This is a genomic window from Pseudomonas sp. MLB6B, assembly GCF_054508135.1.
This window is the reverse complement of the sequence record NZ_CP199313.1, coordinates 1,812,781-1,837,987: the sequence shown is the minus strand read 5'-3', so window position 1 is coordinate 1,837,987 and position 25,207 is coordinate 1,812,781. Positions and strand designations below refer to the sequence as shown.

At 63.5% G+C, this 25,207-nt stretch carries 24 protein-coding genes and 1 other RNA gene; 5 read left to right on the top strand and 20 right to left on the bottom strand.

From position 1 onward, the window contains the following. Nucleotides 1-223 precede the first annotated feature (223 nt). Nucleotides 224-679, top strand: a complete 456-nt coding sequence (locus ACSMEV_RS07975; protein ID WP_459207932.1) for a DUF721 domain-containing protein — start codon at nt 224-226, stop codon at nt 677-679. An 89-nt stretch (nt 680-768) separates the two neighbouring features. On the opposite strand, the gene lpxC is transcribed toward ACSMEV_RS07975, so the two are convergent. From lpxC to rsmI, 18 genes are all read right to left on the bottom strand, one after another. After that, nucleotides 769-1,680 (bottom strand): UDP-3-O-acyl-N-acetylglucosamine deacetylase, encoded by a 912-nt coding sequence (lpxC, locus tag ACSMEV_RS07970; RefSeq protein ID WP_296264647.1) that lies wholly within the window; start codon nt 1,678-1,680, stop codon nt 769-771. Between the two features lie 112 nt (nt 1,681-1,792). After that, the gene (gene ftsZ, locus ACSMEV_RS07965; protein WP_296264646.1) at nt 1,793-2,995 is read right to left on the bottom strand and encodes a cell division protein FtsZ; all 1,203 of its coding nucleotides are present in this window, start codon (nt 2,993-2,995) and stop codon (nt 1,793-1,795) included. Nucleotides 2,996-3,050: 55 nt separating this feature from the next. After that, a complete protein-coding gene (gene ftsA / locus ACSMEV_RS07960; RefSeq protein ID WP_296264644.1) occupies nt 3,051-4,307 on the bottom strand; it encodes a cell division protein FtsA in 1,257 nt (418 codons plus the stop codon). Nucleotides 4,308-4,321: 14 nt separating this feature from the next. Continuing rightward, a complete protein-coding gene (locus ACSMEV_RS07955) occupies nt 4,322-5,191 on the bottom strand; it encodes a cell division protein FtsQ/DivIB (RefSeq protein WP_296264642.1) in 870 nt (289 codons plus the stop codon). Nucleotides 5,192-5,197: 6 nt separating this feature from the next. After that, nucleotides 5,198-6,154: a D-alanine--D-alanine ligase gene (locus tag ACSMEV_RS07950; RefSeq protein WP_459207931.1), complete on the bottom strand. Its 957-nt coding sequence runs from the start codon at nt 6,152-6,154 to the stop codon at nt 5,198-5,200. Beyond that, complete coding sequence (murC, locus tag ACSMEV_RS07945) at nt 6,151-7,605, bottom strand: UDP-N-acetylmuramate--L-alanine ligase (protein WP_459207930.1); 1,455 nt, start codon at nt 7,603-7,605, stop codon at nt 6,151-6,153. Before murC ends, ACSMEV_RS07950 begins: the two co-directional genes overlap by 4 nt. Beyond that, complete coding sequence (gene murG, locus ACSMEV_RS07940; protein WP_459207929.1) at nt 7,598-8,677, bottom strand: undecaprenyldiphospho-muramoylpentapeptide beta-N-acetylglucosaminyltransferase; 1,080 nt, start codon at nt 8,675-8,677, stop codon at nt 7,598-7,600. The genes murC and murG overlap by 8 nt, the downstream gene beginning before the upstream one ends. Then, the gene (ftsW, locus tag ACSMEV_RS07935) at nt 8,667-9,881 is read right to left on the bottom strand and encodes a putative lipid II flippase FtsW (protein WP_459207928.1); all 1,215 of its coding nucleotides are present in this window, start codon (nt 9,879-9,881) and stop codon (nt 8,667-8,669) included. The genes murG and ftsW overlap by 11 nt, the downstream gene beginning before the upstream one ends. Then, nucleotides 9,878-11,224: a UDP-N-acetylmuramoyl-L-alanine--D-glutamate ligase gene (gene murD / locus ACSMEV_RS07930; RefSeq protein WP_459207927.1), complete on the bottom strand. Its 1,347-nt coding sequence runs from the start codon at nt 11,222-11,224 to the stop codon at nt 9,878-9,880. Before murD ends, ftsW begins: the two co-directional genes overlap by 4 nt. Before the next feature lie 6 nt (nt 11,225-11,230). Then, nucleotides 11,231-12,313, bottom strand: a complete 1,083-nt coding sequence (mraY, locus tag ACSMEV_RS07925) for a phospho-N-acetylmuramoyl-pentapeptide-transferase (protein ID WP_296264632.1) — start codon at nt 12,311-12,313, stop codon at nt 11,231-11,233. Beyond that, entirely contained in the window at nt 12,313-13,680 is a 1,368-nt protein-coding gene (locus ACSMEV_RS07920) for a UDP-N-acetylmuramoyl-tripeptide--D-alanyl-D-alanine ligase (protein WP_459207926.1), read from the bottom strand. The genes mraY and ACSMEV_RS07920 overlap by 1 nt, the downstream gene beginning before the upstream one ends. Continuing rightward, the gene (locus ACSMEV_RS07915) at nt 13,673-15,160 is read right to left on the bottom strand and encodes a UDP-N-acetylmuramoyl-L-alanyl-D-glutamate--2,6-diaminopimelate ligase (RefSeq protein WP_459207925.1); all 1,488 of its coding nucleotides are present in this window, start codon (nt 15,158-15,160) and stop codon (nt 13,673-13,675) included. The genes ACSMEV_RS07920 and ACSMEV_RS07915 overlap by 8 nt, the downstream gene beginning before the upstream one ends. Then, nucleotides 15,160-16,893 carry a peptidoglycan D,D-transpeptidase FtsI family protein gene (locus ACSMEV_RS07910; protein ID WP_459208310.1) on the bottom strand — a complete coding sequence of 578 codons (1,734 nt, stop codon included), beginning with the start codon at nt 16,891-16,893 and terminating at the stop codon, nt 15,160-15,162. Before ACSMEV_RS07910 ends, ACSMEV_RS07915 begins: the two co-directional genes overlap by 1 nt. Then, nucleotides 16,893-17,186: a cell division protein FtsL gene (gene ftsL, locus ACSMEV_RS07905; protein ID WP_459207924.1), complete on the bottom strand. Its 294-nt coding sequence runs from the start codon at nt 17,184-17,186 to the stop codon at nt 16,893-16,895. The genes ACSMEV_RS07910 and ftsL overlap by 1 nt, the downstream gene beginning before the upstream one ends. Further along, nucleotides 17,183-18,130 carry a 16S rRNA (cytosine(1402)-N(4))-methyltransferase RsmH gene (rsmH, locus tag ACSMEV_RS07900; protein ID WP_459207923.1) on the bottom strand — a complete coding sequence of 316 codons (948 nt, stop codon included), beginning with the start codon at nt 18,128-18,130 and terminating at the stop codon, nt 17,183-17,185. The genes ftsL and rsmH overlap by 4 nt, the downstream gene beginning before the upstream one ends. Then, nucleotides 18,127-18,582 (bottom strand): division/cell wall cluster transcriptional repressor MraZ, encoded by a 456-nt coding sequence (gene mraZ / locus ACSMEV_RS07895; protein WP_296264623.1) that lies wholly within the window; start codon nt 18,580-18,582, stop codon nt 18,127-18,129. Before mraZ ends, rsmH begins: the two co-directional genes overlap by 4 nt. Nucleotides 18,583-18,891: 309 nt before the next feature. Beyond that, nucleotides 18,892-19,251, bottom strand: an RNA gene (gene rnpB, locus ACSMEV_RS07890) — RNase P RNA component class A. Between the two features lie 67 nt (nt 19,252-19,318). After that, nucleotides 19,319-20,194, bottom strand: a complete 876-nt coding sequence (rsmI, locus tag ACSMEV_RS07885) for a 16S rRNA (cytidine(1402)-2'-O)-methyltransferase (protein ID WP_459208309.1) — start codon at nt 20,192-20,194, stop codon at nt 19,319-19,321. Between the two features lie 188 nt (nt 20,195-20,382). Between rsmI and ACSMEV_RS07880 the strand changes: the two genes are divergently transcribed. The 4 genes from ACSMEV_RS07880 (at nt 20,383) to ACSMEV_RS07865 (ending at nt 23,982) form a co-directional block, all read left to right on the top strand. Then, nucleotides 20,383-22,197 carry a penicillin-binding protein activator gene (locus ACSMEV_RS07880; RefSeq protein ID WP_459207922.1) on the top strand — a complete coding sequence of 605 codons (1,815 nt, stop codon included), beginning with the start codon at nt 20,383-20,385 and terminating at the stop codon, nt 22,195-22,197. Continuing rightward, nucleotides 22,197-22,568 (top strand): YraN family protein, encoded by a 372-nt coding sequence (locus tag ACSMEV_RS07875; protein WP_459207921.1) that lies wholly within the window; start codon nt 22,197-22,199, stop codon nt 22,566-22,568. The genes ACSMEV_RS07880 and ACSMEV_RS07875 overlap by 1 nt, the downstream gene beginning before the upstream one ends. A gap of 245 nt (nt 22,569-22,813) precedes the next feature. Then, entirely contained in the window at nt 22,814-23,407 is a 594-nt protein-coding gene (locus ACSMEV_RS07870; RefSeq protein WP_313739218.1) for a phosphoheptose isomerase, read from the top strand. Further along, nucleotides 23,404-23,982 (top strand): BON domain-containing protein, encoded by a 579-nt coding sequence (locus ACSMEV_RS07865; RefSeq protein WP_459207920.1) that lies wholly within the window; start codon nt 23,404-23,406, stop codon nt 23,980-23,982. Before ACSMEV_RS07870 ends, ACSMEV_RS07865 begins: the two co-directional genes overlap by 4 nt. A 49-nt stretch (nt 23,983-24,031) precedes the next feature. Here the strand turns inward: ACSMEV_RS07865 and ACSMEV_RS07860 are convergent, their stop codons facing one another. Together ACSMEV_RS07860 and ACSMEV_RS07855 are read right to left on the bottom strand one after the other, a co-directional pair. After that, the gene (locus ACSMEV_RS07860) at nt 24,032-24,463 is read right to left on the bottom strand and encodes a ClpXP protease specificity-enhancing factor (protein WP_459207919.1); all 432 of its coding nucleotides are present in this window, start codon (nt 24,461-24,463) and stop codon (nt 24,032-24,034) included. Nucleotides 24,464-24,473: 10 nt separating this feature from the next. Beyond that, the gene (locus ACSMEV_RS07855) at nt 24,474-25,097 is read right to left on the bottom strand and encodes a glutathione S-transferase N-terminal domain-containing protein (protein ID WP_459207918.1); all 624 of its coding nucleotides are present in this window, start codon (nt 25,095-25,097) and stop codon (nt 24,474-24,476) included. Nucleotides 25,098-25,207: the final 110 nt, after the last annotated feature.

The window sequence follows — 25,207 nt, the reverse complement described above, 5'->3', positions numbered from 1 at the left end:
CGATGTCCACGATGCTGGCACAGCGCTTTGGCAGGGGCGTTTGTAACATAAGGTCATTATTGCCAAGTTCAAGGCAACGAATCATGAAAGCTATGGACACTGAAGAGGGCCATGTTTCTGCATACCCCGGACACATTCATTTGATCCACGCAAAAGTAGGTCGCCCCAGCACTTGCGCGTACCTCTGCTAGACTGCCGCCTTCTTCAGCTTTGGCATGCGCCCATGGCCTACAAGCCCTCCCCCGCCCTTCCCCCAGCCGTGCTGTTGCGCCAGGCTCGTCCGTTGCGCCGCCTGCTCGGCCAGGCCGAACGCATCGCGCATTTGCAGCGCCTGCTGGAAAGCCAACTGCAGCCGGCCGCGCGGGCCCACTGCCACATCGCCTCGTGGCGCGACGGTGTGCTGTTGCTGATCGTCACCGACGGCCATTGGGCGACCCGCCTGCGCTATCAGCAGAAGCGCTTGCAGCGCCAGTTGCAGGCGCTGGAAGCGTTCGCGAACCTGAACCGGATACTGTTCAAGGTGCAGCCGCCGCTGGTGCCGGCCAGACGCCAGGGCCAGGGGCCGGAGCTGTCCAGCGATGCGGCCGACAGCATTCGCGGTTCGGCCGAAGGCATCACCGACCCCAAACTACGGGCAGCGTTAGAGCGTTTGGCCGCGCATGGGCCGCGCAAGGGTTGATCGACTCAATTGCGTGTCGTTGGCTTATTTGAGCTCAATAAAAAGGCCACCCGAAGGTGGCCTCAAGAACGACTAGAGAGTGTTCGAACTTACACCGCTGCAACAGGGCGCATGTACGAGATAGGCGCCGTACTGGCGTCTTCGAAAACGACCACTTCCCAAGCATCCGTTTCGGCGATCAGTTTGCGTAACAACTGGTTGTTCAGCGAATGGCCGGACTTGTAGCCCTTGAATTCGCCGATCAGGCTGTTGCCCAGCAGGTAGAGATCGCCAATGGCATCGAGGATCTTGTGCTTGACGAATTCGTCTTCGTAACGAAGACCGTCTTCGTTGAGCACGCCTTCCTCATCCACCACGATGGCGTTGTCGACGCTGCCGCCGAGGGCGAGGTTGTGCTTGCGCAGGTACTCGATGTCACGCATGAAACCGAAAGTACGTGCGCGGCTGACTTCCTTCACGAACGAAGTGCTCGAGAAATCGACGCTGGCGCTCTGCGTGCGGTTACGTAGAACCGGGTGATCGAAATCAATCTCGAAGCTCACCTTGAACCCTTCGAAAGGCAGGAAGGTGGCGCGCTTGTCGCCCTCTTCCACGGTGACCTCACGCAGGATGCGGATGAACTTCTTGGGTGCGTCCTGTTCTTCGAGACCGGCGGATTGAATCAGGAATACGAACGGACCGGCGCTGCCGTCCATGATCGGCACTTCCGAGGCGGAGAGCTCGACGTAGGCGTTATCGATGCCCAGACCCGCCATGGCGGACAGCAAGTGCTCGACCGTGTCGACTTTGACGTCACCGTTGACCAGCGTGGTGGACATGGTGGTCTCACCGACGTTGGCCGCACGTGCGGCGATTTCGACCACCGGGTCGAGATCAGCACGGCGGAAGACGATGCCGGTATCGACGGGCGCCGGCTTGAGGGTCAGGTAGACCTTCTCACCGGAGTGCAGGCCGATGCCGGTAGCGCGAATGGTGTTCTTCAGGGTGCGTTGTCTAATCATGGCATTGGCCGCTTCATCGCTAATTGCGAACAGGTATCAACAAAGGCTGGAAATAATACCAGAGCCAACCTTTGATGAATACCAATCACCCCTATAGTCCTGATAAATTCCATCAATCGGCCTGACGACGCAGGAAGGCTGGAATGTCCAGGTAATCCAGATCGTCCTGAGGGTTCAGCTTGGCTGCAGCGGACGTGCCGGCGTGCGCCTGGTTGCGCATGACGGTCGGACGCTCCAGATCGCGATAGTTGACTTCCGCTTTCTCGGTCGGACGGCTGGCGGCGGCCGGATTGGACGACTCATACACCGCCTGGGCGGTTTGCAGGGTGTTGTCAACCACCTTGACCGGTTTCTCGATGCGCGCACCGAGGCCGGTGGCCACGACGGTGACGTGCAGCTCGTCGCGCATGTCCGGGTCGATCACGGTGCCGACTTTGACCATGGCGTGATCGGAAGCGAAGGCCTCGATGATGCTACCCACGTCGGAGTACTCGCCCAAGGACAGGTCGGGACCGGCGGTGATGTTGACCAGGATGCCGCGGGCGCCCTGCAGGTTGACGTCTTCGAGCAGCGGGTTGCGGATGGCCGCCTCGGTGGCTTCGCGAGCACGGTTCGGGCCGCTGGCGCAGCCAGTACCCATCATCGCCATGCCCATCTCGCCCATCACGGTGCGCACGTCGGCGAAGTCGACGTTGATCATGCCCGGACGCTTGATGATGTCGGAGATACCGCGAACGGCACCGGCCAATACGTCGTCGGCCTTGGCGAAGGCGGACAGCAGGCTGGCGTCCTTGCCCAGGATGGTCAGGAGTTTTTCGTTGGGAATGGTGATCAGCGAGTCGACGCTTTCAGCCAGCATGCGGATGCCTTCGTCGGCGATCTGCATGCGCTTGCGGCCCTCGAAGGGGAACGGACGGGTCACCACCGCAACGGTGAGGATGCCCATTTCCTTGGCCACTTCGGCGATGATCGGCGCCGCGCCGGTACCGGTACCGCCACCCATGCCGGTGGTGATGAAGACCATGTTGGTACCCTGCAGCACCTCGGCGATGCGCTCGCGGTCCTCCAGTGCGGCCTGACGGCCGACTTCCGGGTTAGCACCTGCGCCCAGGCCCTTGGTGACCCCGGTACCCAGTTGCAGGATGGTACGCGCACCAATGCTCTTGAGCGCCTGGGCATCGGTGTTGGCGCAGATGAATTCGACGCCTTCGATGCTGCTTTTGACCATGTGGTTGACGGCGTTGCCACCGCCGCCACCGACGCCGATCACCTTGATGACCGGACTTTGCGGGACGTTGTCTACGAGCTCGAACATTTTCCCTCTCCTTACAGTTCTCTAGTTGTTGCGCCTACCACTACTGCTTTGAAACTTAGAAATTGCCCTGCACCCAGCGCTTGAAGCGTTCGAGCACTGGAGCCTTAGGTTCATCGCCATAGCTGTTGTTGTTGCTGTTACCGGACAACGGCAGCTCGTCGGTCTGCTTATGCAAACCGTAGCTGAGTAAGCCTACGCCGGTGGAATAGATTGGGTTGCGCACGACGTCGCTCAGACCCCGCACGCTGTGCGGTACGCCCAGACGTACCGGCATGTGGAAGATTTCTTCGGCCAGTTCCACGGCGCCTTCCATCTTCGCGGTGCCGCCGGTGAGGACGATGCCGGCAGGAATGAGGTCTTCGTAGCCACTGCGGCGCAGTTCCGCCTGGATCAAGGTGAACAGCTCGTCGTAACGCGGCTCCACCACTTCGGCCAACGCCTGGCGCGACAGCTCGCGCGGCGGACGGTCGCCTACGCTCGGCACCTTGATGGTTTCACCGGCGCCGGCCAGCTTGGCCAAGGCACAGGCGTAACGGATCTTGATTTCTTCGGCGTACTGGGTCGGCGTGCGCAGCGCCATGGCGATGTCGTTGGTGACCTGGTCGCCAGCGATCGGAATCACTGCGGTATGACGAATGGCGCCTTCGGTGAAGATGGCGATGTCAGTGGTGCCGCCGCCGATGTCGACGATGCACACGCCCAGCTCTTTCTCGTCATCGGTCAGCACGGCGTAGGCCGAGGCCAGTTGCTCGAGGATGATGTCGTCGATTTCCAGGCCGCAGCGGCGTACGCACTTCTCGATGTTCTGCGCCGCGTTCACGGCGCAGGTCACTACGTGAACCTTGGCTTCCAGGCGCACGCCCGACATGCCCAAGGGCTCGCGCACGCCCTCCTGGTTGTCGATCACGTAGTCCTGGGGCAGCGTGTGCAGCACGCGCTGGTCGGCCGGGATGGCGACGGCCTGGGCCGCGTCCAGCACGCGTTCCAGGTCGGCGGTGCTGACCTCGCGGTCGCGAATGGCGACGATGCCGTGGGAGTTGAGGCTGCGGATGTGATTGCCGGCCACCCCGACGAAGGCCGAGTGGATGCGGCAGCCGGCCATCAGCTGCGCTTCTTCCACAGCGCGCTGGATCGACTGCACCGTCGACTCGATGTTGACCACCACGCCTTTTTTCAAGCCGCGTGACGGATGGGTGCCGATGCCCACGATTTCCAGGGTGCCGTCGGCGGCGACTTCACCCACCAGCGCCACCACCTTGGACGTGCCGATGTCCAGCCCGACGATCATTTTGCCGCTATGCGCGTTTGCCATGGTCCTGCCTCTCTCTAATTCTTCGCGACGGCGGGGTCGGCCGTCGTCGGTGCAATCGGTTCCCGCCAGCCCACGGCCAGGCCGTTGGCGTAACGCAGATCAATGCGGGCGATATTGTTGATCTGCTCTTTAAGCGTCTTGTCGTATATGGCAATGAAACGGCGCATCTTCTCGAGCAGATGGTCGCGCCCCAGCAGCAGTTCGATACCGGCGCCCGAACTGCCGCCGCCGGTGGTCAGGAACCAGCTGCCCCGCTCGCGCAATTCCAAACGCGCAATGGAGAAGCCGAGGGGGCGCAGCATCTGGCTCAAGACCTGGTACTGCTGCATCACTTGCTGCTGGGCGCGTTGCGGCCCGGCAAGCTGCGGCAAGTGGTTGTAATTGGACAGCTCGCGCGGCGTGAAGGCCTGGCCCTGGTTGTTGAGCAGCGCCGCGTCGCCCCAGCGGGCCACCGGCAGTTGCTCTTCCAGGCGCACCACCACCTCGTCGGGCCAGACCCGACGTACTTCGGCGTGGGCGATCCACGGCATGGTTTCTAGCTCGCTGCGCATCGCTGCCAGATCGACGCTGAAGAAGCTGGCCGCCACGAAGGGTGCGATCCGTTGCTGCACCGCCTGCTGGCTGATGTAGCTGAGGTCGCCCTGCACGGCGATCTTGCTGATCGGGCGATCGGCATAGGGCATGAGGCGAATCGCCCCTTCGTACGCACCGAACCCGGCCGCCACCAACAACACGGGCCATAGCAGACGCTTGAGCACCGAGAAATTGGCTTTGGGCAGGCGCGCCGACATCGGCTCGGTGGCCTCCAGTCGGCTGGCACCACGCGGCACCGGCTTGCTGCGGCCGGGGGCGGGTTGCTGATGACGTACCATCGCGCCTTGCATGGATCGTTAACCTCGCGTCTCGACGCTGGCGGCCAGGATCGCCAGCACCAACTGCTGGAAGTCCAGACCGGCCGCGCGGGCCGCCATGGGTACCAGGCTATGATCGGTCATGCCTGGTGCGGTGTTGACTTCGAGCAGCCAGAAGCGGCCCTGCTCGTCCTGCATCACGTCCAGCCGCCCCCAGCCTTCGATGCCGATGGCATCGCAGGCGCGCGCGGTCAGTTCGATCAGTTCTTGTTCCCGCGCGGCATCGAGCCCGCAGGGAATGCGGTATTGGGTGTCATTGGCGACGTATTTGGCGTCGTAGTCGTAGAACACATGAGGCGTGCCGAGGGCGATCGGCGGCAGCACCTGGCCGCGCAATACCGCGACAGTGAACTCGGGACCATGAATCCATTGTTCGACAAGGACCTGGGAATCGTAGTGGGCGGCATCCTGCCAAGCGGCGACCAGCTCTTGCGCGCTGTTCACCTTGGCCATGCCGATACTTGAACCTTCATGGGCGGGTTTGACGATAAGCGGGAAGCCCAGTTCCGTGGCGGCGCGAATACAGTCGTTTTCGCTGGCCAACACCGAGTGGCGCGGCGTCGGAATGCCCAGACTCTGCCACACCTGCTTGGTGCGCAGCTTGTCCATCGCCAGGGCCGAGGCCAGGATGCCGCTGCCGGTGTAGGGAATGCCCAGGCATTCGAGCAAGCCCTGCATGCTGCCATCTTCACCGCCACGGCCGTGCAGGATGATGAAGGCGCGGTCGATCTTCTCGGCCAGCAGGCGTTGCAGCAGGTCGTCGCCGACATCGATGCCGACCACGTCGACGCCGGCGTCACGCAAAGCGCCGAGCACGGCGTTGCCCGACTTGAGCGACACTTCGCGCTCGGCACTCTTGCCGCCGTACAGCACCGCGACGCGGCCATAGGCCTTGACGTCGAGGGTGGCGTGCAGTCGGTCGTAGGCGCTGCTCATTTCGATGTCTCCTGGGCAGTCTTGGCGCCCGCGAACAGCGGGCTTTTCATCAGTTGTGGCGCCAGGCCGCCAACATCGCCGGCGCCTTGGCAGATCAGAATGTCATCGGCGCGCAGCAGCGGCTTGACCAGGGGCGCGAGCTCGGCGCCGCGTTCGATGTAGATGGGGTCGAGCTTGCCGCGCTGGCGGATGCTGTGGCACAGCTGGCGGCTGTCGGCACCGGGGATGGGCTCTTCGCCCGCCGGATAGACTTCCATCAGCAGCAGCACGTTGGCATCGCCCAACACCTGCACGAAATCGTCGTACAGGTCGCGGGTACGGCTGTAGCGGTGCGGCTGGTAGACGATCACCAAACGACGGCTAGGCCAGCCGCCGCGCACGGCCTTGATCACCGCAGCGACTTCGGTGGGGTGGTGGCCGTAGTCGTCGACCAGCATCACGCTGCCGCCTTCGACCGGCAGCTCGCCGTATACCTGGAAGCGTCGCCCAACGCCCTGGAAGCCCGACAGCCCCTGCACGATGGCATCGTCGCTGATGCCCTCGTCGGTGGCGATGGCGATGGTGGCCAGGGCGTTGAGTACGTTGTGGTTGCCCGGCATGTTGACCGAGACGTCCAGCGGGGCGAGGTCGCGGCGCAGCACGGTGAAGTGGGTCTGCATGCCCTGCTGGCGCACGTTGATGGCGCGGATGTCGGCCTCTTCGCTGAAGCCGTAGGTGACCGTCGGGCGCTTGACCTGGGGCAGGATTTCGCGCACGACAGGGTCGTCCAGGCACATCACCGCCAAGCCGTAGAACGGCAGGTTGTGCAGGAATTCGACGAAGGTCTTCTTCAGCTTGTTGAAGTCGCCTTCGTAAGTCGCCATGTGGTCGGCGTCGATGTTGGTGACCACGGCGACCATCGGTTGCAGGTGCAGGAAGCTGGCGTCGCTCTCGTCGGCTTCGGCGATGAGGTAGCGGCTGGTGCCGAGCTGGGCATTGGTGCCGGCGGCGGTCAGGCGACCGCCGATGACGAATGTCGGGTCCAGGCCGCCTGCGGCGAACACCGAGGCCAGCAGGCTGGTGGTGGTGGTCTTGCCATGGGTGCCAGCCACGGCGATGCCATGGCGGTAGCGCATCAGCTCGGCGAGCATTTCGGCACGCGGCACCACGGGAATGCGCCGCTCCAGTGCGGTCGCCACTTCCGGGTTGGCCGGGTTGATCGCGCTCGATACCACCAGCACATCGGCGCTGGCGGCGTTCTCGGCGCGGTGGCCAACGAAGATTTCGGCACCGAACGACTGCAAGCGCTCGGTCACCGGCGAGGTCTTGAGGTCGGAGCCGGAGACCTGGTAGCCCAGGTTGAGCAGTACCTCGGCGATCCCGCACATGCCCACGCCGCCGATGCCGACGAAGTGGATGCGCCGGATGCGGCCCATTTTCGGGTGGGGCATGGCTTTCTGGTGTTCAACCATGGGCCACCTCCAGGCAGATATCGACTACGGTGCTGGTTGCCGCAGGCTTGGCCAGCCGGCGCGCGGTGCCGGCCATGGTGTGGAGTTTCTCGGGTTGCATCAGCACCTCGTTCAGGCGTTCAGCGAGCTGGGCTGCGCCAGTGGTCGCTTGTGGCATCAGGAAGGCCGCGCCGTCCTGCGCCAGGTAATGGGCGTTGTGGGTCTGGTGGTCGTCGATCGCGTGGGGCAAAGGCACCAACAACGCCGGCAAGCCGGCGGCAGCCAGCTCGCTGACGGTCAGCGCACCTGCGCGGCAGACCACCAGGTCGGCCCAGCCATAGGCATGGGCCATGTCCTTGATGAAGGGTTCGACGTGCGCCTGCACCTCGACCTCGCGGTAGCGCTGGTCGGTGATCTCGGCGTGATGCCTGCCGGCCTGGTGGAAAACTTCCGGGCGCACGCTCGCAGCGACTTCGGACAGGGCCTTAGGCAGCAATTTGTTCAATGGTTCCGCGCCCAGACTACCGCCGAGCACCAGCAGGCGCGCGCGACGCTCGCCCAGTGGTTCGCGTGGTGCTTGCAGGAACAGCTCGGGACGCACCGGGTTACCGGTGGTGCGACGTTTGTCGCTGGCCGGGAAGGTATCGGGGAAAGCCTCGCAGACCCGCGCCGCCATGGGCACCAGCAAGCGATTGGCGGTACCGGCCCGGGCGTTCTGTTCATGGATGATCAAGGGCACTGCGCACCATTTGGCGGCCACGCCGCCAGGGCCGGTGACATAGCCGCCAAAGCCCAGTACGCACACCGGCCGCAGTTCGCGCATGATGCGCCGGGCTTGCAGCACGGCCTTGACCAGCGTCAACGGCGCCTTGAGCAGCGACAGTTTGCCCTTGCCGCGCAGCCCGCTGACTTGAATCAGGTGCAGGGTAATGCCGGCCTGCGGCACCAACTCGTTCTCGATGCCACGAGGCGTGCCGAGCCAGTGCACGGTATAGCCACGGGCCTGGAACTCGCGTGCGCAGGCCAGGGCCGGGAACACATGGCCGCCAGTGCCGCCGGCCATGATCAATACGTTCTTGCCGTCAACGGCCATGGGCAGGCTCCTCGGCAAAATCCTTCTCGCTGAATTCGTGCTCTTCGCTGCCCAAATGGGTTCGACTTTCCCATTCGATGCGCAGCAACAGCCCCACGCAGGCGCAGCAGATCACCAGCGAACTGCCCCCGTAGCTGAGGAACGGCAAGGTCAGGCCCTTGGTCGGCAGCAGGCCGACGTTCACGCCGATGTTGATCAGGAACTGGCCGATCCACAGGAACGCCAGGCCGAAGGCCATGTAGGCAGCGAAGTACTGTTTGGCCTTTTCCGCCCACAAACCGATGTACAACGCACGCACCGTCACGAACACGAACAGCGCCACCGTGCACAGGGTACCGACCACGCCCAGCTCTTCGGCCAGTACCGAGAACACGAAGTCGGTGTGCGCTTCGGGCAGGTAGAACTGCTTCTGTACGCTGTTGCCCAGGCCCACGCCCAACCATTCGCCACGGCCGAAGGCGATCAGCGCCTGGGTCAGCTGGTAGCCGGAACCGAACTGGTCCGACCAGGGGTCGGTAAAGGTGATCAGGCGCGCCATCCGGTACGGCTGCGCCTGCACCAGCACGAACACCGCGACCACCGCCAGCACCACCATCAGGCTGAAGCGGAACAGCCCCACCCCGCCGAGGAACAGCATGGCGGCCGCCGCGCCCATCATCACCACGGTGGCGCCGAAGTCCGGCTCCATCAGCAGCAGGCCGGCCATCGGCAGCAGCACGATGAAGGGCTTGAAGAAGCCCATCCAGCTCTCGCGCACTTCCTGCTGCCGACGCACCAGGTAACCGGCGAGGTAGATCACCACGAAGACCTTGGCGATTTCCGAAGGCTGCACGTTGAAGAAGCTGAAGCCGATCCAGCGCATCGAACCGTTCACTTCACGGCCGATACCCGGCACCAGCACCAGCACCAGCAAGGCGAAGGCACCGACCAGCATCATGAAGCCCATGCGCTGCCAGGTGGAAATCGGCACCAGCATGGTCACGCCACAGGCGACCAGGCCCAGGGCCACGTAAACCAGGTGGCGGAACATGTGGTACAGCGGGTTGCCCGACTGCAAGGCGGCCACTTCCGAAGAGGCCGAGGTGATCATCACCAGGCCCAGGCCAAGCAGCGCCAGGCAACCGGCGAGGAAAGCGAAATCCAGATCGATGCCACGGCCGCTGATCAGCGGCGACGGATATGGCTTGATGACGCGAAAGATCATGCCAGCCTCTCTGCGGCCTGGGCGAACAGACGCCCCCGCTCTTCGAAATTCTTGAACATGTCGAGGCTTGCGCAAGCTGGCGACAGCAGCACAGCGTCGCCCGGCTCGGCCTGCTTGGCGCACTGCTCGACCGCTTCGTCGAGGCTGCTCACCCGGATCAACGGCACGTGGTCGCCCAATGCCTGCGCCAGGCGCTCGGCGTCGCGGCCCAGCAGCACTACGGCGCGGCAGTGGCGTGCGACCGGAGTACGTAGGGCGGAAAAGTCGGCGCCTTTGCCGTCGCCGCCGGCGATCAGCACCAGCTTGCCGTCGATGTCGGCGCCCAGGCCTTCGATGGCGGCCAGGGCTGCGCCTACATTGGTCGCTTTGGAATCGTCGTACCACTGCACGCCGTTGCGTTCGCGCACCCACTGGCAGCGGTGCGCCAGGCCGGTGAACGTGCGCAGCGCATCGAGCATCGGTGCGAACGGCAGGCCGGCAGCATGGCCTAGGGCGAGAGCCGCGAGGGCGTTGCTCTGGTTATGTGCGCCGCGCACTTTCAGCTCGCACACCGGCATCAGGCATTCGAACTCGTAGGCCAGGTATTTTTCGCCATCGCGTTCGCGCAGGCCGAAGCTTTTGAAGTCGGGCACGTTGAGGCCGAAGCTGAACGATGGACGCCCTTCCACCGGCAGCGGCCGGCTCAACGGGTCGTTGCGGTTGACCACCACCTGCTCGGCGCCACGGAAAATGCGGTGCTTGGCCAGGTGATAAGCCGGCAGGCCGCTGTAGCGGTCCATGTGGTCTTCGCTGATGTTGAGCACCGTGGCCACCTGCGCATTGAGCGGGTCGACGGTTTCCAACTGGAAGCTCGACAGCTCCAGCACGTACAGCTCAACGGCATCGTCCAGCAGGTCGAGTGCCGGGGTGCCGAGGTTGCCGCCCACCGCCACGCGTTTGCCCGCCTTGCTCGCCATTTCGCCGACCAGGGTCGTGACCGTGCTCTTGGCGTTGGAACCGGTGATGGCCACCATCGGTGCCTTGGCATGTCGGGTGAACAATTCGATGTCGCCCGACAGGCGTACGCCACGGGCAGCGGCCTGTTGCAACGCCGGCGTGGCCAAGGCCAGGCCCGGGCTCACGTAGAGCTCGTCGGCGCGGCAGAGGAAATCGACGTCAAGCTCGCCACAGCGCACTTCTACCTGCGGGTAGTCGCGGCGTAGCGTTTCAAGCTCCGGAGGCTGCGCGCGGGTGTCGGCCACCGCAAAGGCGATGCCCCGGCTCGCCAGGAAGCGAACCAGGGACATGCCGCTCTTGCCGAGGCCGACAACGATGCGGAAATGGTCGGAAGCGATCAATGACACGCGCGTCTACCTCAACTTCAGGGTGGCGAGGCCGATCAGCACCAGGATCACGGTGATGATCCAGAAGCGCACGATCACCCGGGGCTCGGGCCAGCCTTTGAGTTCGAAATGGTGGTGGATCGGCGCCATGCGGAACACGCGCTTGCCGGTCAGCTTGAAACTGGCGACCTGGATGACCACCGACAGGGTTTCCATGACGAACACCCCGCCCATGATGAACAGCACGATTTCCTGGCGCACGATCACCGCGATGGTGCCCAGGGCTGCACCCAGCGCCAGCGCGCCGACGTCACCCATGAACACCTGTGCCGGATAGGTGTTGAACCAGAGGAAGCCCAGGCCCGCGCCGATCAGCGCGCCGCAGAACACGATCAGCTCGCCCGAGCCGGGTACGTACGGGATCAGCAGGTATTCGGCGAACTTTACGTTGCCCGACAGGTAGCAGAAGATGCCCAGCGCGCCTCCGACCATCACGGTCGGCATGATCGCCAGCCCGTCCAGGCCGTCGGTGAGGTTGACCGCATTGCTGGAGCCGACGATGACGAAGTAGGTCAGCACCACGAAGCCGATGCCCAGCGGGATCGTCACGTCCTTGAGGAACGGCACGATCAGCGTGGTTTCGACGCTGGTCGGCGCGGTTTGATAGAGGAAGATCGCCGCGCCCAGGCCGAACACCGATTGCCAGAAGTACTTCCAGCGGCTTGGCAGGCCGCGCGAGTTCTTCTCGATGACCTTGCGGTAGTCGTCGACCCAGCCGATGGCGCCGAACAGCAGCGTGACGATCAGCACTACCCACACATAGCGGTTGGAGAGGTCGGCCCAGAGCAAGGTACTGACGCCGATGGCCGAGAGGATCAACGCACCGCCCATGGTCGGCGTGCCGGATTTGGACAGGTGCGACTGCGGCCCGTCATTGCGCACGGCCTGGCCGATCTGACGCATTTGCAAGGTACGGATCATCCAGGGCCCGAGCCACAAGGACAGCGACAACGCGGTCAGCACCCCGAGAATGCCGCGCAGGGACAGGTACTGGAAGACCGCGAAGCCTTTGTGGAACTGTTGCAGATACTCGGCCAACAGCAGCAGCATTAATGTTTCTCCCCGCTAGAACCGCACAGTGCCGCCACGACGTTTTCCATCGCAGCGCTGCGCGAACCCTTGATCAAAATGGTGGTGTTGCCGGTGGCCTGGCCGCGGACGGCCTCGATCAGCTCGGCTTGAGAAGCGAAGTGGTGGCCGTTATGACCATACGCATCGACGGCATGCGCCATGTGGCTACCCACCGCGTACAAGGCGTCGACCTTGCCACGGGCATAGGCGCCCACCTGGCGGTGGCCTTCCTCGGCCCACTGCCCCAACTCGCCGATATCCCCGAGCACCAGGACGGTGCGACCGGAAAAGCCGGCGAGTATATCAATGGCCGCGCACATCGAGGTGGGATTTGCGTTGTAGGTGTCGTCGATGACGCATGCACCGCTAGGTGCCAGTTGTGCCACGGTACGGCCCTTGACCGGTTGCACGGCATTCAGACCCTGCGCGATGTGCGCCAGGCTCACGCCCAGGGCGTGCGCGGCAGCGGCGGCGGCCAAGGCATTGCCGACGTTGTGCACGCCGAGCAGGTTCAGTTGTACGGGCACGCTGCCTTGAGCAGCGTGCAGGGTGAAACCCGGGCAGCCACGCGCATCGCGCTCGATGGCGCTGGCGTGGAAGTCGGCGGCGGTATTGTTCAGCGCGAAACTGAGCACCGGGTGGCGACCGGCACGCTCATGCCAGATGGGGTAGGCCTTGTCGTCCAGGTTGAGCACGGCGACGCCGCCCTCGCCCAGGCCTTCGAGAATCTCGCCCTTGGCCTCGACGATTTTTTCCGGGCCGCCAAACTCGCCGACATGGGCGGTGCCGGCGTTGTTGAGGATCACCACGTGCGGCTGGGTCAGGCCCACCGTGTAGCGAATCTCGCCCAGGCGTGAAGCGCCCAGCTCAATGACCGCAGCGCGGTGCTGCGGCGCGATCTCCAGCAGCGTCAGCGGCGCGCCCAGGTCGTTGTTGAGGTTGCCGCGGGTGGCCAACACTTCGCCACGCGTGCGCAGGATGCTGGCGAGCATTTCCTTGACCGTGGTCTTGCCGCTGGAGCCGGTGATGGCCACCACCGGCTGGGTGAAGGCGGCGCGGTTCAGTGCGCCGAGCTGACCGAGGGCCAGACGGCAGTCGGCCACGCGCAGTTGCGGGAGGTCGATACCGGGCACCTCACGTTCGACCAGTGCTGCGACCGCGCCTTTGGCCTGGACATCGGCCAGGTAGTCGTGGCCGTCGAAGCGCGGCCCGGTGAGGGCGACGAACAACTGGCCAGGCACGACCGAGCGGCTGTCGATGCTCACGCCGTCGAAGCGCGCGTCGGCGCCCAGGCGCGAGGCGTGCAGCGGCTCGACCAATTGGCTGAGGGTCATGGCCTCAAGCATGTTGCGCTCCCCAATGGGCCAGGGCCTGTTCGGCTTCTTGCAGATCGGAGAAGTCGTGGCGTTGGCCGGCGATCTCCTGATAGTCCTCATGTCCCTTGCCTGCCAGTACCACGACGTCATCGACGGCGGCGGAAGCGATCAACCGGGCGATGGCCGGGCCGCGACCGTCGATGAATTCGACCGCCTCGACACGACTGAAACCTGGGCGGATGTCGTCGAAGATGCACGCGGGCACTTCGTGGCGAGGGTTGTCGTCGGTCACCACCACGCGGTCCGCCAGGCGCTCGGCCACTTCGGCCATCAGCGGGCGCTTGCCGCGGTCGCGGTCGCCGCCGCAGCCAAACAGGCATAGCAGCTTGCCGCGGGCGTGCGGGCGCAGGGCCGTGAGCACCTTGTCCAGAGCATCCGGGGTATGAGCGTAGTCGACCACCACCAGCGGCTTGTCGCCACCACCCAGGCGCTGCATGCGTCCTACCGGACCCTGCAGTTGCGGGACGACCGCGAGGATTTCGTCCAGCGCATAATCCAAGGCCAGCAGGGTGGCCACGGCGGCCAGGGTGTTGCTCAGGTTGAAGCGGCCCAGCAGTTGGCTGCGCAGGGTCCGCTCGCCTTGGGCGGTGACCAGGGTGGCGTGCACGCCGTCGTCGCTGAAGGTGGCGGCGCGGCAGCACAGCGAGGCTTCGGGCTGCTCCAGGCTGTAGCTGATCAGACGGGTTTCGATGAGCTCGCGGCCCGGCATGGCGGCAAAATCGGCGGCCAGGCGCCGCCCGAAGTCGTCGTCCAGGTTGACCACCTGGCAGCGCAGCCCCGGCCAGGCGAACAGCTTGGCCTTGGCAGCTTCGTAGGCGTGCATGCTGCCGTGGTAGTCGAGGTGGTCGCGCGACAGGTTGGTCATCACCGCGATGTCGAAGGCCAGAGCCGCGACCCGGCCTTGGTCGAGCGCGTGGGACGAGACTTCCATCGCCACGGCGCGGGCGCCGGCTTTCTTCAGGTCGTACAGCGTGGATTGCACCGCGATCGGGTCGGGCGTGGTCAGGCGGCCGCTTTGCAACTCGCCATGGAAGCCCGTACCCAGGGTGCCGATAAGGCCACAACGTTGCCCCAGCAGATCGAGCGCCTGGGCCACCAGTTGGGTGACGCTGGTCTTGCCGTTGGTACCGGTCACGCCGATCAGGTCAAGCTGACGGCTGGGCTCGCCGTAGAAGCGCCCGGCGATCTCCGACAGCTGCGCCACCAAGCCCTTGACCGGAATCAGCGGCACGTCGGTGAGCGGCAGCACTACCGAACCCTGCTCCTCATAGGCGACCGCCGCCGCGCCGCGGGCCAGCGCGTCGGCGATGTGCGCACGGCCGTCGAGCTTGGCGCCTGGCACAGCGAGAAACAGATCGCCAGGGCGTACCTGGCGGCTGTCGAGGGTCAGTTCGCGGATCAGCGGATCATGGCTGGCGTGGGCGAACAGTTTGCTCAGTGGCATCGTCATTATCCACGCCCTCCTTTGGCGGGTGCTGAACTGGCCTGCTGCGGCTCGGTCGGTGGCGGCAGGTTGTCTGGCGGCACGTTCAACAGACGCAACGTACCGGACATGACCTTGCTGAACACCGGCGCCGAGACCAGACCGCCGAAGTAGCCGCCCTTGCTCGGCTCGTCGATGACCACGACGATGGCGTAACGCGGATCGCTCATCGGGCCGAAGCCTGCGAACAAGGAACGGTAGGCGTTCTCGGTGTAACCCTTGGAGCCGACGGTGGCCTTACGCGCGGTCCCGGACTTGCCGGCCACGTGATAGAACGGCACCTGCGCGCGGTAGACGCCGCGCGGCGCCTCGATCACTTGCTGGAGCATGCCCTGGATGGTCTCGGCGGTGGCCTTGGGCACCACTTGGGTGGCCTCGGGCTCCTTGTCGAGCTTGAGGATCGACAGCGGCACCATCTTGCCGTCGTTGGCCAGGGCCGCGTAGGCGTGCACCAGTTGCAGGGCCGTTACCGACAGGCCATAGCCGTAGGACAGGGTCGCGGTTTCGGCCTTGCGCCACTCGCGGTGGTTGGGCAGGTTGCCGACGCGCTCGCCCGGGAAGCCCAGGCCGGTGTACTGACCGAGGCCCAGCTGCGACATGACCCGGTAGATCGCTTCGCCACCGATGTCGAAAGCGACCTTGCTCATGCCGACGTTACTGGAGTTGATCAGGATGCCGGTCAGGTCGAGGATCGGCCCTTCGCTGCGCGACACGTCCTTGATGGTGTAACGGCCGATCTGCAGGCTGCCGGGGTAGACCTCGACCTTGTCGGTGGGCTTCCAGCGACCGCTTTCCAGGGCCGCGCTCATCGACAGCGGCTTGACCGTGGAACCTGGCTCGAACACGTCGATGATCGCCCGGTTGCGCATGGCCGAAGGGAACATGCTGCGGCGGTTGTTGGGGTTGTAGGTGGGCTGGTTGACCATCGCCAGCACTTCGCCAGTCTTGACGTCCATGATCACCAGGCTGCCGGCCTTGGCTTCCTGTTCGGCGATGGCGTTGCGCAGCTCGCGGGTGGCCAGGTATTGCAGACGCAGGTCGATGGACAAGGCCAGGGTCTTGCCGGCCTTGGCGTTCTTGGTCACCTGTACGTCCTTGATCAGGCGGCCGCGGCGGTCCTTGATGACCTGGCGCTTGCCCGGCACACCGGCCAGCCATTCGTCATAGGCCAGCTCCACACCCTCACGGCCGTGGTCGTCGAGGTCGGTGAAGCCGACCATGTGCGCGGTCACATCGCCTGCCGGATAGAAGCGGCGGAATTCTTCCATGCCGTAGACGCCCGGTACCTTGAGGTCGAGCACCTGCTGCCCTTGCTCGGGCGTCAGGCCGCGGACCAGGTAGATGAACTCCTTGTTAGCCTGCTGGGTGAGGCGCTCGATCAATTGCTGCGGGTTCTGCCCCATCACTGCGGCCAATTGCGGCCAACGGTCCTTGGCCACCTGCATTTCCTTGGGGTTGGCCCACAAGGTGGTAACCGGCGTACTGACGGCCAGCGGCTCGCCGTTGCGGTCGGTGATCAGACCACGGTGTGCGGGAATGGGGATGTGGCGCAGGCTACGGGCATCGCCCTGGCCTTTGAGGAAATCGCGATCGACGACCTGCAGGTCGATGATGCGCCAGCAGATGGCGCCCACCATCACGGCCAGCAGCGCGATCACCACACGGAAACGCCAGGGATAGAGCGCACCTTCGAGTTTCATCATGGCGCGACCATCCGTACTTCGTCGGCCGCGGGCACGCGCATTTTCAACTGCTCGCTGGCCAGGTTCTCGATGCGGCTATGGGCGGTCCAGGTGCTTTGCTCGAGGATCAGACGCCCCCACTCCGCCTGGGCCTTGTCGCGGTCGTTGAGTTCGCCGTACAGCGTATTGAGCAGCTGACGGTTCCAGTGCGCGCTGTAAGACACGGCGATGGCCGAGACCAGCACGCCGATGAACAGCAAGAGCATGAAGAAACTGCCGCCGGGCAGCGGTTTGGCGAAAAGCTTGCTCACCGCAACTTCTCCGCAACGCGCATCACGGCACTGCGCGAACGCGGATTGGCCTTGAGTTCGGTTTCGGAGGCGAACTGCGCTTTACCGATCAGCCGCACGCGCGGTTCGAAGACCTTGTGCTGTACCGGCAGGTTGCGCGGCAGGTTGTCCGCCTCGCCTTTGGCCAGTTTGCGCATGAATAGTTTGACGATGCGGTCTTCGAGCGAGTGGAAGCTGATCACCACCAGGCGCCCACCGACCTGCAGCGCATCGAAAGCGGCTTGCAGCCCGGTTTCGAGGTCGCCCAGCTCGTTATTGACGTGGATGCGCAAGCCTTGGAAGGCACGGGTCGCGGGGTTCTTGCCCTTCTCCCAGGCGGGGTTGGCGACCTTGAGCACTTCGGCCAGGTCTGCGGTACGGGTGAACGGCTGTTCTTCACGGCGTTGCACGACGGCCCTGGCCATGCGGCGGGCGAACCGCTCTTCGCCGTATTCCTTGAACACGCGGGCGATCTCTTCTTCCGCGGCCTGGGCGATGAACTGGGCGGCGCTCACGCCCTGGTCGGGGTTCATGCGCATGTCCAGCGGGCCGTCGTTGAGGAAGCTGAAGCCACGCGCGGGGTCGTCGAGCTGCGGCGAGGATACGCCCAGGTCCAGAAGCACACCGGCAACCTTGCCTTCCAGGCCCTGGGTGGCGATTTCATCGGCCATCTCGGCAAAGCTGCGTTGCACAATGACGAAGCGGCCATCTTCGGCCGCCAGCGCTTGTCCTGTGGCAATTGCCTGAGGGTCTTTGTCGAAGCCGAGTAGACGCCCCTGTGGTCCGATCCTGCTGAGCACCAGACGGCTATGTCCACCCCGGCCGAAAGTGCCATCGACATAGCAACCGTCGTCGCGCAGGTCCAATGCTTCGACCGCTTCGTCGAGCAGCACGGTGATGTGGTTGAAGCCGCTTTCTTTAGTCACAGGATCAGGTCACGCAAATCGTCGGGCATGGCGCCAGGTTGTTGAATAGCTGCGAGATCGGCCGCTGAAACGTCGTTCCAGGCTTGTTCGTCCCACAACTGGAATTTGTTCAGTTGCCCCACCAGCATCGTCTTCTTGTCGAGCCGGGCGTATTCGCGCAAACGCGGTGGCACTAGAAAGCGCCCACTACCGTCGAGTTCCAGATCGACCGCATTGCCGATCAGCAGGCGCTGAAGGCGGCGGTTCTCTTCACGCAACGAAGGTAAGGCGCGCAATTTGGTTTCTATCTGTTCCCATTCATCGAGGGGGTAAACGCACAAGCATGGGTCAGCGGCATCGATGGTGATGATGAGTTGGCCGTCACTTCGCGAATTCAACTCGTCACGGTACCGACTCGGCATGGCGAGCCTGCCTTTGGCATCGAGGCTAACGGCATTGGCTCCGCGAAACACGAGTGAGAATCCTCTGATTCTTGGCTAGATGATGGCAAAAAACCCACTTTCCCCCACTTTTCGCCACTTGCGCACACTATAGGAATCCGCCCGCCGCACCGTCAAGGCGCGTTCATACGGAAAACCCTTAGAGCAAGGCGATTTAGCGTACAAAAGGAAGAGGGAAAAACAATCCAATGTGCCTGGGCGCGGCAAAACTCCGTGCAACTCAAGCAGATAGCGAACCGAGTTAAAGGGTTTTATGAAGATTAAGATTTTTTCGGCATTACCGATGCGCACTCTGCCGTCGGTCGATGGCAGGGGAAGGAGGTGGAGAGCCGGTCTGTAAGCCGGGTTCTGTCGAGAACAGTCATTCCTCTACGACGGCCATCACTGGACGCCTTTAGCAACCTACCCGGTTCCGACGCGGGCCACGCCATAAGGAACCCTATTTGGTCTTGCTTCGAGTGGGGTTTACCTAGCCACGAACTGTTGCCAGCCGTGCGGTGCGCTCTTACCGCACCTTTTCACCCTTACCGGTACCGAAGTACGTAGGCGGTTATTTTCTGTGGCACTTTCCGTAGGCTCGCGCCTCCCAGGCGTTACCTGGCACTCTGCCCTGCGAAGCCCGGACTTTCCTCCCCCCTCTTTTGCGGAACAAAAGAAGGCAGCGACTGTCCAACCGACTCTCCGCCGCCAAGGGTAACGGCAGAGCGCCTTCACCACAAGCGACATCGTGCTCGATGTCGATGTGCAGTTACTGATCCTTCTGCAACGACAAGGCAAATTGATACAGCACGTTCTTGCGCACACCCGTGATCTCGGCCGCCAGCGCCGCTGCTTTTTTGAGCGGCATTTCGGCGAGCAACAGACCCAGCACCCGCTGCGCTTGCTTGTCGACCAACTCGCCCTCCTCCGGCGCGCTCCAGCCGCCGACCAAAACCACGCACTCACCGCGCTGCTGGTTGGCGTCGCCCGCGACGAACGCCCGCAACTCACCCAGCGGCAAGCTGCGGATGGTTTCGAAGGTTTTGCTGATCTCGCGCGCCAGTACCGCAGGCCGCTCGTCGCCGAAGACCGCCTGCATGTCTTCCAGGCATTCGAGGATACGGTGCGGGGCTTCATAGAAGATCAAGGTGCGCGGTTCTTCCTTGACGTACTCCAGACGCGTGCGCCGGGCGACCGCCTTGGCCGGCAGGAAACCTTCGAAAATGAAACGATCCGAAGGCAACCCGGCGGCGGACAACGCGGCGATCAGCGCGCAAGCACCCGGCACCGGCACGACGGGAATGCCTGCCGCACGCACTTGGCGCACCAGGTGGTAACCCGGATCGGAGATCAGTGGCGTACCGGCATCGGACACCAAAGCCACGTCATCGCCTGCCAACAGACGCTCGAGAAAGCGCCCGCCTTCGTTACGCTCGTTGTGCTCATGGCAGGCGGCCAAGGGCGTGCCGATTCCGAAGTGCTGCATCAGGCGGATGGAATGGCGGGTGTCTTCGGCAGCGACGAGCGCGACATCGGCCAACACCTTCAAGGCGCGCGCGCTCATGTCGTCGAGATTGCCTATGGGCGTGGCGACCACGTACAGCGTGCCTACCTTGGATTTCTTCGACTCTGCCGCATCGGTCACTGCACTCACCCACTCGTCTGGAACAAAACTGCCATTGTAACGCGAGCGCTTGCAATCATACGCAACGAAGTTGGTCTACACCCTACGACACGCCGCCTATATTGATGCGTGCACTTATGCGACATCGCGCCCCAGCCACCGCTTGGGTACAATTGCCGCCCACCTAGACCATGTAACAGGATCCTTCCATGATCGCCTGCCTGCGGCTGCTTCCAGCCTTATGCCTCGCTGCCCTGCTCGCAGCCTGCGCCAGCTCGCCCTCATCCAAATTGGGTGAATTACCGCGCACGCCGGATGCCAGCATCGAGCAGTTGCTCGACAAGGCCAGCGCCAGCAAGTCTGCCGAAGACACCGCCTTGCTGCGCCTGAGCGCGGCAGACCTGGCCTATCAACAGAAGGACTATCCACGCGCTGCAAGCATCCTGGCGCAGGTGCCGCTGGACTCGCTCAAACCGGCCCAGCAGATTTTCGCCAGCACCCTGGCTGCGGAACTGGCGATGAGCCGCAACCAACCCAAAGCGGCGGTCCAGGCGCTTGCTCACCCCAGCCTGCAACATTTGGGCGAATTGCCCCAGGCCCAGCAAGTGCGCACATACAGCGTGCATGCCGCAGCGTTCGAAGCCGACGGTCAAACGCTCGCCGCCGTGGAGCAGCGCGTACTGCTGGCGCCACTGCTCAAGGATCAGGCAGCCGACGCCAACCGTGACGCAATCTGGAACCTGGTCGCGTCGCTGCCGGCCGAGCAACTGCAACCTGCCGCCAACGCCACGGTCTCGGGCTGGACCAGCCTGGCCCTGGCAGTGAGAACCGCCGGCACCCTCGAACAGCAGCAAGCCGCGATCGAATCCTGGCGCCAGCAGCACCCTGAGCACCCGGCGGCCATGCAACTGCCGACGCCCCTGCTCAAGCTCAAGGAACTGGCCAGTCAACCGCTGACCAAAATCGCCCTGCTGTTGCCCCAGGAAGGTCCGTTGGCGAACGTAGCCAAAGCCCTGCGCGATGGCTTCATGGCAGCTCAAGCCCAGGCCCGACAGAGCGGCCAGCAGGCCCCTGAGATCCAGGTGTTCGACAGTTCGCGCCTGAGTTCGCTCGACGATTTCTATCGCCAGGCCCAAGCCGCCGGCGCGCAGCTGGTCGTAGGCCCGCTGGAGAAGCCATTGGTCAAGCAGATGGCCGCCTACCCCAACCTGCCGATCACTACCCTTGCCCTGAACTATGCCGACGCCGGCCAGAAAGCGCCTGCCCAACTGTTCCAGTTCGGCCTGGCCGCCGAAGACGAAGCGCGCGAAGTCTCGCGCCGCGCCCATGCCGATGGCCTGACCCGCGCAGTGGCTCTGGTCCCTACCGGTGAGTGGGGCGACCGTGTTCTGGCGGCCTTCCGCCAGGACTGGGAAAGCAACGGCGGCACGCTGCTGGCAGCTCAACGCATCGGTCAACCAGTAGAACTGGCCGGGCAGATCGCCCAACTGCTGCAACTGCGCCAGAGCGAAGGCCGTGCGCAGAGCCTGCAGAACGCCGTCGGCGGTGAAGTGGCCGCACAGCCTTCGCGCCGTCAGGACATCGATTTCATCTTCCTGGCCGCCACACCGCAGCAAGCCCAGCAGATCAAACCCACCCTGAACTTCCAGTACGCAGGCGATATCCCGGTCTACGCCACTTCGAACCTTTACAGCGCCAGCGGCGACGTCAACCAGTACAACGACCTGACCGGCGTGCGCTTCTGCGAAACACCCTGGTTGCTCGACACCAGCAATGCTCTGCGCCAGCAGGTCGTGCAGCAATGGCCGCAAGCCGCTGGCAGCCTTGGCCGTCTGTACGCCATGGGTGTTGACGCCTATGCGCTGGCGCCCCGCCTGGGCCAACTCAAAGCCTTGCCGGACAACCGCATCCAAGGCCTGTCCGGTAGCCTGAGCGTCAACGACAACCAGCGCATTGAACGCCAATTGCCCTGGGCGGAATTCGCTGGGGGCCAGGTCAAGCGCTTGCCCGATACGCCACGCTGATGAACACGGCACCGCCCGTTCGCGCAGGCTTTGCCGCCGAGGACCATGCCCTGCAATGGCTACAGGAGCATGGCTTGCAGCTGGTAACGCGCAATTGGCGGTGTCGCGGCGGCGAGCTTGATCTGGTCATGCTCGACGCCGATACAGTAGTATTCGTCGAAGTCCGCTACCGGCTGCATGCCAGCCATGGCGGCGCCCTCGCCAGCATCGACTCGCGCAAGCAGCGAAAGCTGGAACTGGCCGCAAATCTGTTTCTGCAACAAGAATCCCGTTGGGCCACCTACCCTTGCCGCTTCGATGTCATCGCGATGCAAGGTAGCGGCCATGCCGGTCAGCCGCTGCAATGGCTGAAAAACGCCTTCGACTGCTGAACCTGATTCGCTTATTCAGCTCTATGTTTCGCGGGCAGTGCTTAGGGTCTGTCTGAAAAGTTCTGAGACGAAGGCCAGGCAAGGCCGATGGCGGCCCCGCGAAAACCGGCGAGGAAGCGGAGTGTACTGGAGTACATGAGCATTCCGAGCTGGTTTTCAACGCAGCATGGACGAGTATCAGGACTTTTCAGACAAAGCCTAGTTGCGCCGCGCGCCGGCCACCGCCCCTTTTAAGGTCACACCCGATGGACATGCAATCTCGTATCTGCCGGCTCTTCCAGGCCAGCATCGACACCAAGCAACAGGCCATGGACGTCCTGGCACCGCATATCGAGCATGCCAGCCTGGTCATGGTCAATGCCCTGCTCAACGAGGGCAAGATGCTCGCCTGCGGCAACGGCGGCTCGGCCGGCGATGCCCAGCACTTTTCGTCAGAACTGCTCAACCGCTTCGAGCGTGAACGTCCGAGCCTGCCTGCCATTGCGCTGACCACCGACAGCTCGACCATCACCTCCATCGCCAACGACTACAGCTATAACGAAATCTTTTCCAAGCAGATCCGCGCCTTGGGGCAACCCGGCGATGTGCTGCTGGCCATCTCCACCAGCGGTAACTCGGCCAATGTGATCCAGGCGATCCAGGCCGCGCACGACCGCGAGATGGTGGTGGTCGCCCTGACCGGGCGCGACGGCGGCGGCATGGCCTCACTGTTGCTTCCCGAGGACGTGGAAATCCGCGTACCGTCCAACGTCACCGCACGCATTCAGGAAGTCCACCTGCTGGCAATCCACTGCCTGTGCGACCTGATCGACAGCCAACTGTTCGGGAGTGAAGAATGATCTCCAAGCGTCTGGGCCTGGCGGCCCTTACCCTGTGCCTGGGCATCTCGGGCTGCAGCTCCATCGTGTCCTCGGCACGCAATGCCCCCATCGACGATGACCGCGGCACGCGGACCATCGGCAGCAAGATCGACGACTCGCTAATCGAAACCAAGGTTTCGGTGAACGTCGGCAAGGCCAGCCCTGACCTGGACAAGGGCTCGCACATCGTCGTCAGCAGCTACAACGGCGTGGTCCTGCTGGCCGGCCAGACCCCACGCGCCGACCTCAAAGCCTTGGCAGAGCAAACCGCCAGCCAAGTGCAGCGCGTCAAACGTGTGCACAACGAACTGCAAGTCATGCAGCCTTCTTCGATTCTGGCGCGCAACAACGATGCGTGGCTCACCACCAAGATCAAGGCACAGATGCTCGCCGACACCAACGTGCCAAGCTCGCGCATCAAGGTGATCACCGAAAACGGCATCGTCTACCTGCTGGGCCTGGTAACCAACGGCGAAGCCACTGCGGCCACCAACGTCACTCAGGGTGTATCCGGCGTGCAGAAAATCGTCAAACTGTTCGAATACATCGACTGATTCCTGCTGCCCCCATGAAAAAGGCGATCCCTGCGGATCGCCTTTTTCGTTACTTGACCACTTTCAGGCTGGGACGCCCGCTTGGCCGGGGTGGCTGGCCGCCGCCGTCCGGGGAATCGTCATCCGTGCCGAAACCTTCCTCGTCGAGCGCCAGGTCGTCCTCCTCCGCAGAGGGCTCCAGTTCGAAGACCATGCCCTGGCCGTTTTCCCGTGCATAGATGCCCAGGATAGCGCCTGTAGGCACGTAAAGGCTGTGTGGCACGCCACCGAAGCGCCCTTCGAAACTCACGGCTTGATTATCCATGTGCAGGCTGCGTACGGCGCTGGGCGATATGTTGAGGACGATCTGACCATCGCTGGCGAAACCATCGGGCACTTGGACTTGCGGGTACTCGGCATTGACCAGCATGTGAGGCGTGCAATCGTTATCGACGATCCACTCGTAGAGGGCTTTAACCAGATAGGGGCGACTGGAATTCATCACCGGCTCCTTAAACGTTGCGCATTTCGCGCTCGGCGGACGACAGGCTCGCCATGAATGACGGGCGAGCGAACTGTCGTTCCATGTAATCCAACAACGGCTTGGCTTGCCGCGGCAATTCGATGCCCATGCTCGGCAGACGCCATAGGATGGGCAGTAGACAACAATCGAGCAGGCTTTGCTCCTCGCTCATGAAACAGTTGAACTCGCCGAACAATGCTGATACCCCGATCAGGCTCTCGCGCAAATTCTTGCGCGCCTCAAGGCTCGCGGTCTTGGCACTGCGCGAATCCAGAACGACATCGGCCAGCGCGCACCAGTCCCGCTGAATACGGTGCATCAATAGCCGAGTGTTACCCCGCGCCACCGGATACACCGGCATCAGCGGCGGATGCGGATAGCGCTCTTCGAGGTACTCCACGACCACGGTAGGTTCGTACAGTGTCAGATCGCGGTCCACCAGAGTCGGGACACTGCCATAAGGGTTAACCTCGACCAGCTTCGGCGGCAGGTGCGCGGCATCGACGTCGATGATCTTTACGCTGATTCCCTTCTCGGCAAGCACCAGACGCACCCGGTGGGAATAATGGTCAGCGGGGTCGGAATAACAAGCCAACCCATTGATGACGTCCATCACGTGACTCCTCGCATAAACATGTGTGCAATACCCTAAACGCAAACGCGCCCCGAGACGGCGCTGGCTGACTGCCAACGTCGCATCGGAGCGCGTTCGACTTCTCGCTA

Excerpts from the sequence above, each read along its gene's own strand:
- ACSMEV_RS07975 (WP_459207932.1), top strand. The coding sequence starts at position 224 with ATGGCCTACAAGCCCTCCCCCGCCCTTCCCCCAGCCGTGCTGTTGCGC.
- lpxC (WP_296264647.1), bottom strand. The coding sequence starts at position 1,680 with ATGATTAGACAACGCACCCTGAAGAACACCATTCGCGCTACCGGCATC.
- ftsZ (WP_296264646.1), bottom strand. The coding sequence starts at position 2,995 with ATGTTCGAGCTCGTAGACAACGTCCCGCAAAGTCCGGTCATCAAGGTG.
- ftsA (WP_296264644.1), bottom strand. The coding sequence starts at position 4,307 with ATGGCAAACGCGCATAGCGGCAAAATGATCGTCGGGCTGGACATCGGC.
- ACSMEV_RS07955 (WP_296264642.1), bottom strand. The coding sequence starts at position 5,191 with ATGCAAGGCGCGATGGTACGTCATCAGCAACCCGCCCCCGGCCGCAGC.
- ACSMEV_RS07950 (WP_459207931.1), bottom strand. The coding sequence starts at position 6,154 with ATGAGCAGCGCCTACGACCGACTGCACGCCACCCTCGACGTCAAGGCC.
- murC (WP_459207930.1), bottom strand. The coding sequence starts at position 7,605 with ATGGTTGAACACCAGAAAGCCATGCCCCACCCGAAAATGGGCCGCATC.
- murG (WP_459207929.1), bottom strand. The coding sequence starts at position 8,677 with ATGGCCGTTGACGGCAAGAACGTATTGATCATGGCCGGCGGCACTGGC.
- ftsW (WP_459207928.1), bottom strand. The coding sequence starts at position 9,881 with ATGATCTTTCGCGTCATCAAGCCATATCCGTCGCCGCTGATCAGCGGC.
- mraY (WP_296264632.1), bottom strand. The coding sequence starts at position 12,313 with ATGCTGCTGCTGTTGGCCGAGTATCTGCAACAGTTCCACAAAGGCTTC.
- ACSMEV_RS07920 (WP_459207926.1), bottom strand. The coding sequence starts at position 13,680 with ATGCTTGAGGCCATGACCCTCAGCCAATTGGTCGAGCCGCTGCACGCC.
- ACSMEV_RS07915 (WP_459207925.1), bottom strand. The coding sequence starts at position 15,160 with ATGACGATGCCACTGAGCAAACTGTTCGCCCACGCCAGCCATGATCCG.
- ACSMEV_RS07910 (WP_459208310.1), bottom strand. The coding sequence starts at position 16,893 with ATGAAACTCGAAGGTGCGCTCTATCCCTGGCGTTTCCGTGTGGTGATC.
- ACSMEV_RS07880 (WP_459207922.1), top strand. The coding sequence starts at position 20,383 with ATGATCGCCTGCCTGCGGCTGCTTCCAGCCTTATGCCTCGCTGCCCTG.
- ACSMEV_RS07875 (WP_459207921.1), top strand. The coding sequence starts at position 22,197 with ATGAACACGGCACCGCCCGTTCGCGCAGGCTTTGCCGCCGAGGACCAT.
- ACSMEV_RS07870 (WP_313739218.1), top strand. The coding sequence starts at position 22,814 with ATGGACATGCAATCTCGTATCTGCCGGCTCTTCCAGGCCAGCATCGAC.
- ACSMEV_RS07865 (WP_459207920.1), top strand. The coding sequence starts at position 23,404 with ATGATCTCCAAGCGTCTGGGCCTGGCGGCCCTTACCCTGTGCCTGGGC.
- ACSMEV_RS07860 (WP_459207919.1), bottom strand. The coding sequence starts at position 24,463 with ATGAATTCCAGTCGCCCCTATCTGGTTAAAGCCCTCTACGAGTGGATC.
- ACSMEV_RS07855 (WP_459207918.1), bottom strand. The coding sequence starts at position 25,097 with ATGGACGTCATCAATGGGTTGGCTTGTTATTCCGACCCCGCTGACCAT.